The following is a 17,293-nucleotide window of genomic DNA, read 5'->3' as shown; positions in this document are numbered from 1 at the left end:
CAGGTCGGGTGGTTTCATGGCGCAAGAATGGTCACGCGGGCAGGTAGCGTAACTCAGTGTCGGGCGAATGATCGGGTGAAAGGCAGCAGTACACACATGACGAAACGGATGTTTCGCTGGGCACTCATCGCGGGAGCCGGTGCTCTCACGATAGCGACCCTCAGCGCCTGCGGCGACGACTCGACCGCTACCGCTCCGATTACGCAACCGGTTACCACGACGTCGATGTACTCGGGTGCGCCGCAGTCGTCGAATGACAGCGGCTCGCCGTCTACGACGATTCAGTCGCCCAATGGCACCGACACCTCTAAGCCCGGAATGCCGGCTACCAATCCCAACTCGGCGACGTCGCAGCCCCGGGAGTTCCCGGGCGGGTCGACGGCACCGGTTTCGGATAAGGGTAAGAAGTATCTCGCCGCACTCAAGGGCATGAATGTCACATTCATGGGCGACACCGACAACACCATCGCGCTGACGATGGCCGAGTATGTCTGCACGCAACGCAGCAAGGGCGGCGATCAGAACACCTGGAAGGCATTTGTGCTCGCGGCCACGAGTCCGGGAACCAAGTCGGCTGCCGATGCCAACGCTAAGGCGGACAAAGTCATCAAGGCCGCCGTCGAGAACTATTGCTAACCGCGAACGCTAGCGAATGAATTCTCCAAAAGCGGTGCGGCGCAAGCGAAACCGTAGACTTACCCGATGGCTGCTGCTCATCGTCGGGTTGGCGATCATCGCCATCGTGTTGGTCATCCTGCTGATAATCAACAGTTTCGGTCCCACGCCGATCATCCCGCCGGGTAGTTCGCCGCCGCCGTCGACTCCGGGCGCGCAGCGTCCGGACAGCCAGCCAGCGAGTTGTCCGGACGTGGAAACGGTCGTGATCCCCGGTACGTGGGAATCGTCGGCCTCCGACGATCCGTTCCGCCCCCACGCGAATCCACGGTCACTGATGCTGCGAGTGTCCAAGGCATTGCAGGAGCAGTTTCCGACGTCGCGTACCGAGGTGTACACGGTGCCCTATATGGCGCAGTTCCGTAATCCGACGAATCTCGCCGATAGGCAGGCGGACTACAACACCTCGCGTTCGCAGGGATACAAACGCGCCGCGGGCCGCATTTCGTCGGTCAACGAGAAATGCCCGCTGACGCGTTTTGTGATCATGGGCTTCTCGCAGGGTGCGGTGATCGCGGGTGATCTGGCCAGCATTATCGGCACTGAGCGCGGCGTCTTGCCGAAGGGTAATGAAGATCTCGTTCTCGGCATCGGGATGATCGCCGACGGTCGGCGCGAAGCGGGTAAGCAACACGACATCGGGCCAAACCCCGACGGCGTCGGAGCCGAGATCGCGTTGGCCGGAATTGGCGGCCTGGTGCCCGGCATCAAGTTCAACGGACCGCGTCAGCAGGGTTTCGGTTCGCTGCAAGAGCGTGTGCAAAGCATATGTGCGCCAGGCGATCTCATCTGTGATTCGCCGACGGTCGCTAACCCGCTCCGCGCGGTGACTCAACTCGCCGGCGCGATAAATAATCCGGTGCACGCGATGTACGCGACCCCGAAGTACTGGCAAGTGGATGGCAGTACCGCGACCCAGTGGATGTACGGCTGGTCGGCCGACCTCATCACCGCCGCGCCCCGGCCGAAACATAGTTGACCGCAAGGTCACGTCCGATATTTGGTCGCACCGCGATCGCCAACGTAACGTGGGTGGTCGCGTGCCGCATCCGGGTTTGTCGGGGACCCGTGGTTGCGGCGAAATTTTTGTGCAATCGGCGAGGAGACGTGAATGACCCGCAAGTTCCGCTTCGGCGCAGGCGGCGAGGGCAATAAGGACGAGGGCGGCGCTCGTAAGTTCGTACAGCTCGCGCAGACCGCCGAAGAGTACGGGTTCGACACCTTCGCTATCCCAGATCATCTGGGCAATCAGGTGGGGCCGCTCGCCGCTCTGGGCGCGTTGACTCAGGCCACCAGCACGATTCGGCTGGCCACTTCGGTGCTCGCCAACGGTTGGCGGCACCCCGCGTTGCTCGCCAAAGAGGCGACCACCATTGACGTGTTGTCGAAGGGCCGACTGGAACTGGGCATCGGCGCCGGGTGGATGAAAGAGGAATTCGACAAAGCCGGCATCGAATTCGAGTCACCCGGCGCTCGAATCCGGCGGTTAGAAGAAGCCCTGATCATCCTCGATGGCCTATTGCGCGGCGAGGAAGTCAACTTCGACGGCGAGTTCTACAAGATCAACGGCTTGGTCGGCAGTCCTCGTCCACGGCAGGGGCCTCGGCCGCCGCTTGCCGTCGGCGGTGGTGGACCCAAGATGCTCGCGTTGGCCGCGAAATACGCCGACGTCATCTCGGTCGCAACGGGCACCACTCGTGAGGGGCAATTGCGGTTGTCCGACATGACTATCGAAAAGACCATCGAACGTGTCGACGTGATCCGGCAGGCGGCCGGCGATCGCTTCGACGACATCGAATTGAATTGGACTATCGCGACCATCGTCATCACCGACGACCGTGAGGCGACCGCGGAGATGGCGCTAAAGGCGCTCGACCAGGGGTATCCGCCCAATATCGCCCGGGATGTCACGTTGACCGTCGACGACATTCTGCAATCGCCATACCTGGCCTTCGGGACGTTTGACCAGATCGCGGATCAGATCAGAGAAGTTCGCCGCCGGACGTCGATGTCATATGTCGGAGTGTTTCCCACTCAGATGGATGCGTTCGCTCCGGTCATCCCGTTGCTTCGTGGAGAGTAAGATATCCACGGTTTGGCGCACATGTCCGACTACCATCTCAAGGTAACGGTTGGATAAATGCGCAACGCACGCATGTTGCAAAACATTTAATACGGAATACGAAATAGCGAAAAGTTCGCATCGAAATGGAACGGCTGCCGAAGTAACTAGCGGGCAGCGCAGGAGTACGAATGCTGAAGACTGAATTCGAGCAGTTTCTCGACGAGTCGGGAAACCTCCACTTCACCGAGGACGCGACGCTCGTCGACTACGTCGAGCGCAATGTACGCGACGAGGCCGACACGTTGGCCTACCGCTACATCGACTACTCGCGGGAACGCGATGGTGAGGCGCAGGATCTGACGTGGGCTCAGTTCGGTAAACGGTTGCGCGCGGTCGCCGCGCGGCTGCAACAGGTGACCAAGCCGGGCGACCGGGTGGCCATCTTGGCTCCGCAGTCGCTGGAATATGTCATCGGCTTCTTCTCCGCGCTTTATGCCAGCAACGTCGCCGTGCCGCTGTTCTCGCCCGACGAGCCGGGCCACACCGATCGACTGCATGCGGTGCTTAACGATTGCAAGCCGACCGCGATTCTGACCTCGACCAAATCCGCCGAAGCGGTGCGCGACTTCTTCTCCGATCGTCCGGCCAAGGAACGCCCGCGCGTGATCGCCGTCGACGCGGTACCCGACTCGGTCGGTTCGAGCTGGGTCGCCCCGGTCGCGGGCAAGGACCACAACCGCGACACGGTCGCATACCTGCAGTACACCTCCGGGTCGACTCGCATCCCGGCCGGCGTCGAGATCACCTATCAGGCGGTCGCCGCGAATGTCCTGCAGATCTACTCGACCATCGAGATCGATCGCAACGCACGCGGCGTGACCTGGCTCCCGATGTTCCACGACATGGGCCTGCTGACAGTCATCCTCCCCGCACTCGGCGGACGCTACATCACAATCATGAGCCCGCAGGCATTTGTTCGCCGCCCGGGTCGCTGGATAAAAGAACTTGCCGCTGCGGCCGACGGTGCCGAGACCTATGCCGCCGCCCCGAACTTCGCTTTCGAACACGCCGCCGCGCGCGGCCTGCCCAAAGAGGGTGAAAGCCTCGACCTGTCCAATGTCATCGGTCTGATCAACGGCTCCGAGCCGGTGACGGTCAGCTCGATGAAGAAATTCAACGACGCTTTCGCGCCCTACGGACTGCCCAAGACCGCGATCAAGCCGTGTTACGGCATGGCCGAGGCAACACTGTTCGTCTCCGCGACACAGCGTGAGAACGAAGCGAAGGTCATCTACGTCGACCGCGACGAGTTGAACGCCGGACGCATGGTCGTGGTCGATGCCGACTCGCCCAACGCCATCGCACAGGTCTCGTGTGGACAGGTCGCGATTAGCCAGTGGGCCACTATCGTCGATTCGGATACCGGCACCGAGCTCATTGACGGCAACGTCGGCGAGATTTGGCTGCACGGCCTCAACATCGGTGTCGGGTATTGGAATAAGCCCGACGAGACGGTCGAGACGTTCCATAACAAGCTGACCACCCCGTTGCCGCAGGGCAGCCACAGTGAGGGTGCACCGGCCGACGCGCAGTGGATGCGTACCGGCGACTACGGCGTCTGGCTCGACGGCGAGCTGTATATCACCGGTCGCGTCAAGGATCTCGTCATCGTCGACGGTCGTAACCACTATCCGCAGGACCTCGAACACAGCGCGGAGAACTCGAGTACCGCACTGCGCCCGGGCTTCATCGCGGCGTTCTCGGTTCCAGCCAATCAGCTACCGGCCGTGGTCTTCGAGAATTCGGCCAGCGGTCTGACCTTCGACGCCGACGACGCGTCGGAACAGTTGGTGATCGTCGGCGAGCGCGGCGTTGGCCGTCGGACCGATCCGCAAGAGGTCGCCGACACTGTACGCGCGGCGATCGCGCAGCGGCACGGCGTGATGACACGCGATGTGCTGTTGGTTCCGGCGGGTTCGATTCCGCGGACATCCAGTGGCAAGATCGCACGTCGCGCGGCGAAAGCCGCATACATCGACGGCACGCTACGCGGCGGCTACCAGCAGACCGCCTTCCCTGACGCGCCTAACCAGTAGTCTGAGAAACGATGTCTGAACTGAATAACGACCAGAGCGGCGAGCCCACGCAAGCGACCCCCGGCGAGACCGTGGGCGAGATGACCGTCGCCGAGTTGCGTGACTGGTTGCGCAACTGGATCGCCAACGCTACCGGGGTATCGGCGGACACGATCTCCGATGACCGGCCGATGGAAGAGTTCGGTCTGTCCTCGCGCGATGCCGTCGCATTGGCCGGCGATATCGAGGACGAGACCGGTGTCATTCTGACTGCGACGGTCGCGTACCAGCACCCGACCATCGCGTCGCTGGCCAAGCGGATCATCGAAGGCGACCCCGACGTTGATGACGACGCGGATGCCGAGCCGTTCTGGCAACGCGACCGCGACGCCGACGACGACATCGCGATCGTCGGGTTGTCGACGCGGTTCCCCGGTGCCGGTGATACCCCGGAGTCCACTTGGGCCGCGCTGATCGGCGAGGTCGACGGAATCTCGGAACTGCCCGACGGCCGGTGGTCGGAGTTCAGGTCGGACCCTCGTCTCGCCGAGGTACTGGACAAGGCGAATCTGCGCGGTGGTTACCTCGACGAAGTCAAAGGCTTCGACGCCGACTTCTTCCAGATGTCACCGCGCGAGGTCGAGATGGTCGATCCCCAACAGCGGCTCGCGCTCGAACTCACCTGGGAAGCACTCGAACACGCACATATCCCGCCGAGTGACCTGAAGGGGCGTCCGGTCGGCGTCTTCGTCGGGACCTCGACCAACGACTACCAGTTGATGGCCGCGATGGGCCTCGGCGAAGGATCCGATGAGACCGCCGCCTACGCGCTCACCGGAACGTCGACGTCGATTATCGCCAACCGCGTCTCCTATTTCTTCGACTTCCACGGCCCGTCGGTCGCCCTCGATACCGCATGTTCGTCCTCGCTGGTGGCCATCCATCAGGCGGTGCGATCACTGCGCTCGGGCGAGTCCGAGGTCGCGGTGGCCGGCGGCGTCAATATGTTGCTGACGCCAGCCGCTACGGTCGGTTTCGACACCATCGGTGCGGTCGCGAAAGACGGTCATATCAAAGCCTTTTCGAAGGACGCGGACGGAATGGTCCGGTCCGAGGGCGGCGGATTGGTAGTGCTCAAGCGGATCGCCGATGCCCGCCGCGACGGCGATCAGGTGTTGGCGATTATCGCCGGCTCGGCGGTCAACTCCGATGGCCGCTCCAATGGCATTTTCGCACCGAATCCCGAAGCGCAGGTTGATGTTCTGCGTGATGCCTACACCGACGCCGCGCTTGACCCGCGTGAGGTCGACTATGTCGAGGCGCACGGTACCGGCACGATTTTGGGTGATCCGATCGAAGCCGATGCACTTGGTCGCGTCGTGGGCAGGGGGCGTACGTCGGAGAATCCGATGCTCCTCGGCTCGGCGAAGACTAACTTCGGGCATATGGAGTCGGCGGCCGGTGCTGGCGCCATCGCGAAAGTTATTCTGGCACTGCAGAATAACAAGCTCCCCGCGTCACTGAACTATGCCGGGCCCAACCCGTATATCCAGTTCGAGGCCACCAATCTCAAGGTTGTCGAGGAGAGCGTCGATTGGCCGCGCTACAGCGGTCATGCGATTGCCGGTATCTCCGGCTTCGGTTTCGGTGGGACCAATGCGCATCTGGTGGTGCGTGAGGTGTTGCCGTCGGATCTGACCGTGGCGCCGGCTCCGGACGAGGCGGAGTCGACGTCGGAGATCGCGGCGGACTTGGTCGACGACGACTTCGATGATGACGACGAGTATCTGACCGATGCGGAGCGGGCAGTGCTCGCGGCGTCGAAGAAAGCCGACGATGTCGTAGTCGCCGAGGTTGAAGTCGACCCGTCGGATGGCTTCGCGCCAGCGGCAGTCGAGGGATCGGTTGTGCCGCTGGTCATTTCAGCTTTCCTGCCGTCGCGTCGTCGCAAGGCGGCTGAGGATTTGCTCGACTGGCTGGAATCCGACGAGGGACAGGCGACGCCACTTGCCGACGTCGGTCGTGCGCTTGCGCATCGCAATCATGGCCGTTCGCGCGCCGTCGTGATGGCGCGCACGCATGAAGATGCCGTCAAGGGTGTTCGCGCCGTCGCCGAGGGCAAAGCGAATCCCCTTGTGTACAGCGCTGATTCACCCGACCCGGCGTCGGCGGTGTGGTTGCTGTCGGGCTTCGGCAGTCAGCATCGCAAGATGGCCAAGCAGCTGTACTTGGAAAATCCGGTTTTCCGCAAGTATGTCGACGAGGTCGACGGCTACGTGGTCAACGAACTCGGCTACTCGATTGCCGAGATGTTCGTCGACGACGAGCAGACCTACGGTATCGAGACATCGCAGGTCGGTATCTACACCATCCAGGTCGCGCTGGCCCAGTTGCTACGTCATCACGGCGCGGAACCCGGTGTGCTGGTACCGCATTCGATGGGTGAGGCGTCGGCCGCCTTCATCAGCGGCGGCCTGTCGCTTGCCGATGCGACCCGCGTCATCTGCCAGCGATCACGCCTTATGGGTGAAGGCGAGTCGATGCTGCAGGGCGACGATATCCGCCTGATGGCGCTCGTCGAGTACAGCGCCGATGACATCACCGGCGTGCTCGCCGACTACCCGGATCTGGAGATCTGCGTATACGCCGCACCGACTCACACGGTGATCGGCGGTCCCGAGTCCCAGGTCGACGCGATTGTGTCGCGCGCCGAATCCGAGGGCAAGCTTGGTCGCAAACTGCAGACCAAGGGCGCGAGCCACACCTCGCAGATGGACCCGCTACTTGGCGAATTGTCTTATGAACTAACGGGTATCGAGGCGTTGAAGCCGAAGGTCGGGTTCTACAGCTCGATCGATCGGGAGACGTTCTACCGTCCCGGTTCCGATCCGGTGCATACCATCGACTACTTCATCAAGGGGTTGCGCCACAGTGTGTGGTTCAGCCAGGCGATCGCCAAGTCGGTGGAGAACGGACACCGTACCTTCCTGGAATTGTCACCCAATCCCGCGGTACTGATTTCCGTTGCGGCGGTGACCTTTTCGGCTGGACTCCATGATGCCGAACTTATCGAGACGCTGCGTCGCAAAGAAGATGAGAACTATGGCTTCATCAACGCCGTGATGAAGCTCTACGTGCACGGGCATGCCGCGGATATTGCGAGTCTGTTCGGTGCGGGCGACTTCGCCGACATTCCGCGCACCCGGTTCGAACGTAAGCCGTATTGGCTACAGGCGCAGATCTCCGGTGGCGGTTCGGCTGGCCGGGCGCCCGGTTCACATGTGGCACTGCCCGACGGACGTCATGCCTGGGAGGTTAACGCCGCCGCGGTTACTGATCCTCGAGAACTGGTGAGATCTGCTGCGGCAGAAGTAATTTCGGATGTTCAGGTCGGCGCGAGCGAGGCGTATGCGGAGCTGCCGACCGACGGGACGCTGACCACGACGTTGAGTCCGCATCCCGGTGGTGCGTCGGTCTCGATCCACGCGCGTGACGGCAAACATTTCCGGCTGCTATTCGACGCGGTGGTTACCGGTGTCAGTGCGACGGCGACTCCCGCTGCGGCGGTGGCCCAGCCGGTCAAGCCGCCGGAAGAGGTTGTCGCCGAAGACGAGATCGTCGACGACATCGGCAACAAGTGGGATGCGAATTCCGGTGAGCCGGTGGGCGATCGGCTCGCGATCATCGTCGGCGAGTCGATGGGCTACGACCCCGAAGACCTGCCGCGCGAGATCGCCCTGATCGAACTCGGCCTGGATTCGTTGATGGCGGTGCGTATCAAGAACCGCGTCGAGTTTGAGTTCGACATTCCGCAGCTGCAGCTGCAGGCGATGCGGCAGGCAACTCTTGCCGACGTGGAGAAGTTCGTCCAGTTCGCGGTTACGCACCGCGATCAGTTGGCCGATCTGAATGAGAATGCCGCTGGCGGTGGAGAACTCGATACCGCAGCGCTCAACGCCTACATCGACGAGCAGACTGCCCTTGAAGCTCAGAAGCCGAAGGTCGAGGAGCCGAAGGTTGAGGAGCCCAACGTCGAAGAGCCGAAAGTGGCTGCGGAGCCCAAAGCTCCGAGCGCTCCCGTCGACCTCTCCGATCGGGCAGCCGTAGCCGAGGCTGCCGGTGCCGACGTGCCGCCGCGTGATGCGGCCGAGCGGTTGACCTTCGGTGTCTACGCGGTGGTGACCGGGAAGTCGGCCGGCGGCATCTTCAATAAGTTGCCGGTACTCGACGAAGAAACCGCCCAAAAACTCACCGATCGTCTTTCGGAGCGGGCCGGTGGCGAACTCGACGTCGAAGACGTGCTGGATTCGGAAACCATTGAGGAACTGTCGGATTACGTGCGTCAGCATATGGACGACAGCGCCGACACCGATGGTTTTGTGCGGTATCTCCGCCTGGCGCCAGAGGGCAAGAAGACCTATGACCCGGCCGCCGGAGATCCGACTCCCGTCCTGCTGTTCCATCCGGCCGGTGGTAACACGGTGGCGTATGAGGCTCTGCTGAAACGACTTCCGGACGACCAGCCGGTGATCGGCTTCGATCGTGGCGTCGAAGGCTCGATCGAAGAGCGAGTGCGCGAATACATCCCGAAGCTTCGGGAAATTCAGCCGCAGGGCCCATATGTGTTGGTGGGCTGGTCATTTGGCGGCGCGCTCGCCTATGGTGTCGCGCAGGTGTTGCGCGAAGCCGGCGAGGAAGTCGCGTTCATCGGGTTGATCGACGTGGTACGGCCGAAGGCCGACATGATCGAGACGCCGGACTCCAAGCGGGACCGCCTGGAGCGATGGAAGAACTTCGCCGTACGGAACTACGACCTCGACCCCGACATTCCGATCCCGATGGATCGCCTTGTCGACGCCGATGACGCGGGCCAGTTCCAGATCATCATGGAGATGATGGCGATGAGCGACACCAAGATTCCCGGCGGAATCATCGAACATCAGCGGACATCGTTCGTCGAGAACCGTATCCTCGACCAGATTCAGCCGACCGTGTACGACCGCAAGGTGGTCCTCTACCGCGCGGACAAGATGCATGACGGTGCGATCGAACTCGAACCCAAGTGGGCCGAGATCGACGAAGACGGACGTTGGGGTGAAGTTGTGGACGATCTGGAAATCGTTCACATCGGTGGTGATCATCTGTCAATAGTCGATGAGCCGTATGTCGCGAAGATCGGCGCGGATCTCACTAAGCGGATGAACGATCTGAAAGAGTGAATGAGTGACTGAAACAACCGCCGCAAAGCTCTCTGATCTGCGCGAGAAACTCGAAGCCGCAAAAGAACCCGGTGGCGAGAAGGCTATCGCCAAGCGGGCGGCCAAGGGAATCTGCTCTCCCCGTGAGCGGTTGGCGATGCTGTTCGATCCGGGCACCTTCGTCGAGATTGGTGCGCTGGCTAAGATGCCAGGCGCCGCTCAGACCGGATACGGCGACGGTGTGGTTACCGGCCACGGCCTTGTGTTCGGACGGCCGGTCGCCGCCTTCAGCCACGATCAGACGGTCCTCGGTGGAACGGTCGGAGAGATGTTCGGCCGCAAGGTTTCCGGCTTGATGGAGTGGGCTGCCAAGATCGGCTGTCCGATGGTCGGTATTAACGACTCGGCCGGTGCGCGTATCCAGGACGCGGTCACCTCACTCGCGTGGTACGCGGAAATGGGCCGTCGTAATGACTTGCTGTCGGGTCTTGCTCCGCAGATCTCGGTCATCCTCGGAAAGTGTGCGGGCGGTGCCGTCTACACCCCGGCGAATACGGATATTCTCGTCGCGGTCGAGGACAAGAGCTACATGTTCGTTACCGGACCCGATGTCATCAAGCAGACGACCGGCGAGGAAATCTCGGCGGAAGACCTTGGTAGCGCACACAATCAGGCGCGCTGGGGCAATATCCACCACATCGCCCCCGATGAAAAAGCCGCGTTCGAGTGGGTACGTGAGTACTTGCAGTACATGCCGTCGAGTGCGCACGAGTGGCCGCCCATCGTCAATCCTGGGTTGGAGCCTGAGGTCACCGAATCGGATCTGTCCCTCGATACATTTATGCCGGATAACGACAACGCCGGATATGACATGCGCGACATCATCATTCGACTCTTCGACGATGGTGCCTTCCATGAGGTGGCCGAACTTTTCGCGCCGAATATCTTGACCGGCTTCGCACGGATCGATGGCCGAAGTGTCGGCGTCGTGGCCAATCAGCCGAATGTGATGGCCGGGACGATCGATACCGATTCGTCGGAGAAGGCGACGCGGTTTGTGCGTATTTGCGACGCTTTCAATGTGCCGCTGGTGTTCCTCGTGGATACGCCCGGCATTTTGCCTGGATTGGTCGAGGAGCAGAAGGGCACCATTCGGCGGTCGGGAAAATTCCTCTACGCCTATGTCGAAGCCGACGTTCCGAAGATAACGGTGGTGCTGCGCAAGGCATATGGCGGCGCATACGCGGTGATGGGTTCCAAACAACTCGGCGCAGACATCAACTTCGCGTGGCCGAGCGCCAAGATCGCGGTGATGGGTGCGGAGTCGGCTGCCGCAGTACTGACGCGACGTCAGACAGAAGGAATGTCGGCGGCCGACGCGGACAAGGTACGCCGCGACTTCATCGACTTCTACAACGTCATGATGGCGACCCCCTATCTGGCGGCCGAGCGTGGTTATATCGACGCGGTCATCGAGCCGTCGCAGACGAGGCTCCAACTACGAAAAGCGTTGGCGCAGTTACGTGATAAGCATGTCTTGCGGACCAGCCGCAAGCATTTCCTGATGCCTGTCTGATCGTCGTTGGTGGTCGAGTGCGCTCGCCGAGCGAAGCGAGACGCGCGTGTATCGAGACCGTGGTGAGGTGATCTCGGATGGCGACAACAACTGGTGGTGTTAGAAGGGTGGGTCGCCGTCGGTGTCTGACGTCTCTGTATGTGGCTGACGCCCAACGGATCTGATGGTGGGTGCCGCCTGTTCGGCTGCTTCCCGTGCCTGGCGGTTTTGTTCGCGTTCGTGTTGTCGGCGTTGGTGTTTGTCGATGGTGCGTTGTTGTCGTGGTGTCGCATTGTTGGCCCGCGCGGGTGGTGGGTCGGCGAATCGGATGGTGCTGAGTGTTTCGAAGATGTCGGTGCCGGTGAAGGTGGGTCCGGTGATCCAGATGCCTTCGGGTGTGCGTACCTGGTAGTGGGTGTGGCCGTTGGTGTCTGCGGTCATATCGTCGAGCCAGCCGTGTTCGCCGGTCTTCAACAAGTGGTGAAACACGCATAGTGCGTGGATGTTTGCTGCTTCGGTGCGCCCGCCGGCGGCGGGATCATTGGTGTTGTATTCGCGGCAGTGATCTAACTGCGTTGTCCAGGCAGAGCGGTCACACCCGGGCATGGTGCACCCCAGGTCTCGGGCGCGGATGTAGGTGTCGAAGGCGGTGCTGAATCGGTAGGGGTTTGAGGGCAGGCACGGCATTGGAAGGTTAGGTTTGCCCGAATTCGATTGTGGTTGTACGGGTTTGGGTGGCATCGTCGTTTGGTGGCAGTCGGGTCGTGCGGCGATGTTGCGGACGTGTTCGCTGGTGATGATGCCGTGTCCGTCGATGTAACCCATACCGTCGTTGTCATTGTCGGCGAGTGTTGTCTGTTCGGTGATGACGTGCAACGCGATCTGGACGTTGGCGTGGGAGAGTTCGATGGTGTCGGGTTGTCCGGTGCAGGCGATGCCGGTTTCGGTTGGAGTGCAGTCGCATTCAAAGGGCAGGCCGTTGAGTCGGGCGATGATGGCGTCGGAGCGTTGCGCACCACGTCGGCGGGGGTCGTTGGGGCAGCACACATGTGTGATCAACTGGTTGATGGCGGCTAACGCGACTCGTGCGTCCTCTGCGGTGGTGGTGACGCGTAGTTCGGCCATCCCATCGGCCAAAGGATCGACGGATGCGTTGCGGTGTTGGTTGGCGGTGTGGTGGCGTTGTCTGATGGCGTCGGGGTCGTGGCGGAAGATCGCTGAATCTACTAGGGCGTCGAGGCGTCTGGCGGACCAGGATCCTTTCCGGTCGAGCTGGTTGGCGACTTCGGCATCGACCTCACTTCGGTAACCCTGTCCATCAATCAAATCCGAGCGGGTCACGATGCGGGAGAATTGCCAGGGCGCGATCACGCCGTCGCGCAATCGTTCACCGACCAACGGCAACCGGTAGACCATCGCCAGGGCTTCGTTCAGTTGCCGCATCGCCGCAGCTTGGGAGATGGATCCAGTTACCGCATACCGTGCGGCGACTTGATTGTGTTCAGCGATGAGGCGGGCATCGGCATCGCCGGTGCCTGGGGTGAGTTGGTCGTGCATCGCTGCTAGTGCTCGGTATTGCTGCCACAGCAACATTGATTGGCCGGCTCGGCAGGTGGTGATCACATCAAGAAGATCATTCACATGGTCCACCAGATCCGAATTCCCAACTGGTGCTGCATCGAAGTCCACCCCGATCACTGCAGGATCAGCGGTAGCCCACGCATAGCGTGATCGCGTCGACCGCGGCGACGGTGATGAGGTAGACCGAAACATAACGACGACTCCAAAACGCGAGAACAGAACAAGTCAACAGATATCCAGACGCCAACGCGTCTAATCAACAGTGCTTCCCACATTCGAGCGGCCACCTGCGTTCATGGCCTTGATCGTTACTACGTTCGATTATACCCCAATAACTCACCAAGTCAACGGCATTCGGGACTGACAATCGAGTCGGCGGCATTCAAAACGTGAACCCGCAGAAGAACCAGTCACCGTCTTCTTTCGTGAACACCATTGTGAAGTGGGACGTAACTCGTTGCGCTGCTGTGGGTTTGGGTTGCGTGGTCTCGATACACCCGGCTCGGCTGGCGCCTCGCCGGGTACTCGACCAGCGTTGGTGGCTCGGCAATTTCAGGTGGTCGAGTGCGCTCGCCGAGCGAAGCGAGACGCGCGTGTATCGAGCCCCTGGTGAGATGCCAACTATCGCGGCCTGCGGCCCCGTTCAGAACGGCAGGTCGGTGTCTAGTCCGTCGAGTATGGCGGTCACGACGGAATGGTTGGCCGTCAGCGCGACCTGCTTCAAGGTCTCCGGGAGTACTTCGACACCTTCGAGTTCAGCAACCGAGACCCACCGGTACGCGAGTCTTTTCTCGACGGTGCCGATGGCGCTTGCCGACCGTGCTCTGAGGAGGATATTTAGCTCCACACGATCTTCACCGCCTTCTCGATAGCGATGTTCGATGACCGCGCTCAATCCGGTTGGGTGCACGTCGAGTTCAGCTTCCTCGCGCAGTTCTCGCCGCAGGCATTCGGCGATGCTCTCACCGCGCTCAAGGTGACCGCCGGGAAAGAACCACCATTGACGACTGTCATGCCGGACGAGGAGGATGCGACCTTCACGGTCTTCGATGATGCCTCGCACCAGTACTTCAGGTTGCTTGGACATTCACTTCACCCGCTCACGTAATCCCATTCGTCAGGTGTCCCAGGCCGAAGGTGACCAACATCGCGATCGCGCCGCCGATAACCACGCGCGCGATAGGCCTACTCATAGGCGAGCCGCCCAGGCGGGCACTAATCGCCCCGGTCAGGGCTAGCGCTACCAGAACGGCAACGAACGTCACCGGAACTCGAGCCGACACGGGCGGTACGAGGATCGCGATTAGCGGAAGAAGCGCTCCGACGGTAAAGGACACGGCCGACGACGCCGCGGCCTGCCACGGATTGGTCAACTCGTGGGGGTCGAAACCCAACTCGGCGTCGACATGCGCCTCAAATGCGTTGTGCGCGGTCAATTCTTCGGCGACTTGGCGGGCAGTGGCTGGGCTCAGCCCCTTCGCTTCGTAGAGTCCGGTGAGTTCATCCAACTCTTCTCGTGGTTGCTCGCGCAGTTCTTGACGTTCCTTCTCCAGCAGCGACCGTTCAGTGTCGCGCTGCGTACTCACCGAGACGTACTCGCCCAGCGCCATCGATACCGCGCCTGCGGCGAGCCCAGCGATACCAGCCATGAAAACCGGCTGTCGTGTTGTCGTCGCAGCTGCGACGCCGACCACGATGCCAGCGGTGGACACGATGCCGTCGTTAGCGCCGAGGACGCCCGCTCTCAACCAATTGAGCCGATTTGCCAGTGTTCCGGTATGCGGTTCGTCTTCGTGTGCGCCCGTGGACATGTGGCCACCATAGCCGCGTATCCGCGGAACATCTGGGCAATATCCGGTGACGCGGCGCGTGGCAACCTAGGCTCGATTCATGGACACCATCAACGGCCTGCCCGCGCACCCGCTGCTTGTGCATATCGTCGTAATCGCGGTCCCCGTCGCCGCGCTTACCGTCATTGTCTCGGTGTTGTGGCCCCGCGCCCGCGCGTGGCTTGGCCCCACGCCCGCGATCCTCACGCTGCTGGCGCTCATCGCGGTCCCAATCGCCACGAGCGCGGGTGAGGCACTAGAGAAATCCCTTGGAGCCGAACCGAGCGAGACGCTTGCCAACCATATTCACTACGGCGACATGGTGATCCTATGGGTCGGCCCACTGTTCGGACTGGCCGCGCTGTGGTGGCTGCTCACCTCGCCGCGAGTTGCCGACGCGCGTGACCGATATCTCGGTGCCGGAGTGTTGCGGTGGACGACTGTCATCGTCGGGATCGTGACGGTGATTGTGGCACTCGGGTCGATTGCGATTGTCGTCAGCGTCGGAGAGCTTGGCGCGGAATCGGTTTGGGGACGTCGGTGATGCGCGTTCGGTTGCCTGGTCTCGGTACACCCGGCAGGTGGTGAAAGACGGGAGTCCCAGCGAATCTTTGCGATTCGGATCCCGCGAACAGTGTCGGTAATCCTCATGAGCTTCAAATAGACTGTCGCACAATAAAATTGAATACTGTCGGATACCTCTCAAACTGGCGCGCGGACGCGACAAATTGCAGAATGGGGAGCCGTGAAGAAGTTACTCATCGTTGTTCTGACGCTTGCCACGGCGTTTATCTCACTATCTGCCGTCGCCGCTCCCGCCGCGGCGAAGCCGACCACCCCATTCGATCTGTGCCGGGTGCCGACCGCGAAAGTTGATACTTTCACCCTTCTGGTCGGCTATGCGTTCGGTAATCGGTTGCCCGAAGGTGCCGATCCGGATCGCGCCGAAGGATTGCCCGGTCCGGTCAATGAGGCACTTGCTGACACTTTGATCAGAGTGCGTGGCACGCGGAACATCCCGATCTACGCGCAGAAACCTATTGCTGATGTTCTCACAGAGAAATACGGCGCGGAGAACATCATTGTGATCACATCGCGAGTCAAGCCGGATGGCACGTTGGAATATCTGTCGACTGACGGGGTGGCAGCCGTGGTCGCCAAGGCGAGAGCAGAGACAATACGAAGCGACCGCGCCGGTGTCATCGCCTTCTCCGATCACCTGTGGCGGGCGGTGTACACATCAGTGGCCAATGGTCTCAGCGCCTATGCTCCGAGTGGAGTGAAGATGCCGTCTACCTACGACAAACTTTCAGGTCAGGCGTGGACTCGGGACCGTATGGCGTATCTATGGAGCGACTACCAGGCCCGACCCGCGATCATCGCCCGAGTGCTCGGGGCACGATGACGATCCATCGTTGACGAAGCCCCACTTGGGATCAGAACTCGGCGATCGCCTTCGCGATGTCGCTCGCTGCTCCATAGACCGACGGTCGCGTGCCCAGACCGACGTCGTGGATGGGCGCGTGAATGACCAACTCGGTGAAACCCGCCGCGGCATATTCTGCGGCCGCACCGATCAACGAATCCACGTCCTGCGCGAACGCGGGCGAATTCGCGCCCACCAACAGGATTCGCTCCAGTGACTCCGGTGCGCGGCCGGCGGCGCGCAAGGTATCACCCAGGCGGGCAAGTTGATTCACCAATTCCGTCGGCACCTCGTAGTCAGCGTCAAAGACCGCCAGGTCGCAGACCCATGCCGCGCCGAGGTCGGCTGTTAGCTTCATCCCGCGCGGGCCACCGCCGGCGATGGCGAATGGAATACGCGGGCGCTGAATGCATCCCGGTATGGTGCGGGCTTCCACCGCGGTGTACCACTCGCCGTTGAAGGAGGTCACGTCGTTGGTCAGTAGCTCGGCGAGTCCACGAGTGAATTCTTCGAAGCGATCGTGTCGACGACGGGGGGTCAGCGGCGGGTCGCCAAGAACTTCGGCGTCGAATGACGGTGTGCCAGCGCCGAGTCCGAGGGTGAGGCGACCGTCGCAGATCGCATCGAGCGTCATCAGATCTTTGGCAAGGGTCACCGGATGCCGGAAGTTGGGAGTTGTCACCAGGGTGCCAAGCCGAATATCGGAGGTGACCGCCGCGCCGAGCGCAAGGGTCAAAAGAGCGTCATACCAAGGCTTGTCGCGAAACATCCGCCACGTCTGATGGTCGTAGGTGTAAGCGCTCGCGAAACCGAGCTCCTCGGCCTCTCTCCAACGCTCACGGGTTTCGGCGGCGCCGAAGACCGGCAGGATTGCGGTACTTAGTCGCAT

Annotated in this window: 12 protein-coding genes; 8 read left to right on the top strand and 4 right to left on the bottom strand. The window is 61.6% G+C overall.

Annotated elements, in window-relative coordinates; translation table 11 throughout:
• The first annotated feature begins 96 nt into the window (after positions 1-96).
• From GOEFS_RS11755 to GOEFS_RS11730, 6 genes are all read left to right on the top strand, one after another.
• On the top strand, positions 97-636 hold the full coding sequence (locus GOEFS_RS11755; protein WP_040524994.1) for a DUF732 domain-containing protein: 540 nt from the start codon (positions 97-99) through the stop codon (positions 634-636).
• A gap of 16 nt (positions 637-652) precedes the next feature.
• Positions 653-1,654: a cutinase family protein gene (locus GOEFS_RS11750; protein ID WP_007318130.1), complete on the top strand. Its 1,002-nt coding sequence runs from the start codon at positions 653-655 to the stop codon at positions 1,652-1,654.
• Positions 1,655-1,786: 132 nt separating this feature from the next.
• A complete protein-coding gene (locus tag GOEFS_RS11745; protein ID WP_007318129.1) occupies positions 1,787-2,758 on the top strand; it encodes an LLM class F420-dependent oxidoreductase in 972 nt (323 codons plus the stop codon).
• 170 nt (positions 2,759-2,928) lie between these two features.
• Positions 2,929-4,836, top strand: coding sequence for a long-chain-fatty-acid--AMP ligase FadD32 (gene fadD32, locus GOEFS_RS11740; protein ID WP_007318128.1), 1,908 nt, complete (start codon positions 2,929-2,931; stop codon positions 4,834-4,836).
• Between the two features lie 11 nt (positions 4,837-4,847).
• On the top strand, positions 4,848-10,034 hold the full coding sequence (gene pks13, locus GOEFS_RS11735; RefSeq protein WP_007318127.1) for a polyketide synthase Pks13: 5,187 nt from the start codon (positions 4,848-4,850) through the stop codon (positions 10,032-10,034).
• Between the two features lie 4 nt (positions 10,035-10,038).
• Positions 10,039-11,589, top strand: coding sequence for an acyl-CoA carboxylase subunit beta (locus tag GOEFS_RS11730; RefSeq protein WP_007318126.1), 1,551 nt, complete (start codon positions 10,039-10,041; stop codon positions 11,587-11,589).
• 99 nt (positions 11,590-11,688) lie between these two features.
• On the opposite strand, the gene GOEFS_RS11725 is transcribed toward GOEFS_RS11730, so the two are convergent.
• The 3 genes from GOEFS_RS11725 to GOEFS_RS11710 all read right to left on the bottom strand — a co-directional run bounded on the left by GOEFS_RS11725 (position 11,689) and on the right by GOEFS_RS11710 (position 14,960).
• Positions 11,689-13,209 carry an HNH endonuclease signature motif containing protein gene (locus GOEFS_RS11725; RefSeq protein ID WP_170323165.1) on the bottom strand — a complete coding sequence of 507 codons (1,521 nt, stop codon included), beginning with the start codon at positions 13,207-13,209 and terminating at the stop codon, positions 11,689-11,691.
• Between the two features lie 583 nt (positions 13,210-13,792).
• Positions 13,793-14,236 (bottom strand): NUDIX hydrolase, encoded by a 444-nt coding sequence (locus GOEFS_RS22895; protein ID WP_083837310.1) that lies wholly within the window; start codon positions 14,234-14,236, stop codon positions 13,793-13,795.
• A gap of 13 nt (positions 14,237-14,249) precedes the next feature.
• Positions 14,250-14,960, bottom strand: coding sequence for a VIT1/CCC1 transporter family protein (locus GOEFS_RS11710; RefSeq protein WP_007318122.1), 711 nt, complete (start codon positions 14,958-14,960; stop codon positions 14,250-14,252).
• A gap of 79 nt (positions 14,961-15,039) precedes the next feature.
• On the opposite strand from GOEFS_RS11710, the gene GOEFS_RS11705 reads away from it, so the two are divergent.
• Together GOEFS_RS11705 and GOEFS_RS11700 are read left to right on the top strand one after the other, a co-directional pair.
• On the top strand, positions 15,040-15,522 hold the full coding sequence (locus tag GOEFS_RS11705) for a DUF2231 domain-containing protein (protein WP_007318121.1): 483 nt from the start codon (positions 15,040-15,042) through the stop codon (positions 15,520-15,522).
• Between the two features lie 201 nt (positions 15,523-15,723).
• Positions 15,724-16,383: a hypothetical protein gene (locus tag GOEFS_RS11700; protein WP_007318120.1), complete on the top strand. Its 660-nt coding sequence runs from the start codon at positions 15,724-15,726 to the stop codon at positions 16,381-16,383.
• 31 nt (positions 16,384-16,414) lie between these two features.
• Here the strand turns inward: GOEFS_RS11700 and GOEFS_RS11695 are convergent, their stop codons facing one another.
• A complete protein-coding gene (locus GOEFS_RS11695; RefSeq protein WP_007318119.1) occupies positions 16,415-17,293 on the bottom strand; it encodes an LLM class flavin-dependent oxidoreductase in 879 nt (292 codons plus the stop codon).

The sequence above is a fragment of the Gordonia effusa NBRC 100432 genome (assembly GCF_000241305.1).
GTDB classification, from domain to species: Bacteria; Actinomycetota; Actinomycetes; order Mycobacteriales; family Mycobacteriaceae; genus Gordonia; species Gordonia effusa.
Note: the sequence above shows the minus strand (reverse complement) of the source record. Positions and strands in the feature narration are given on the sequence as shown.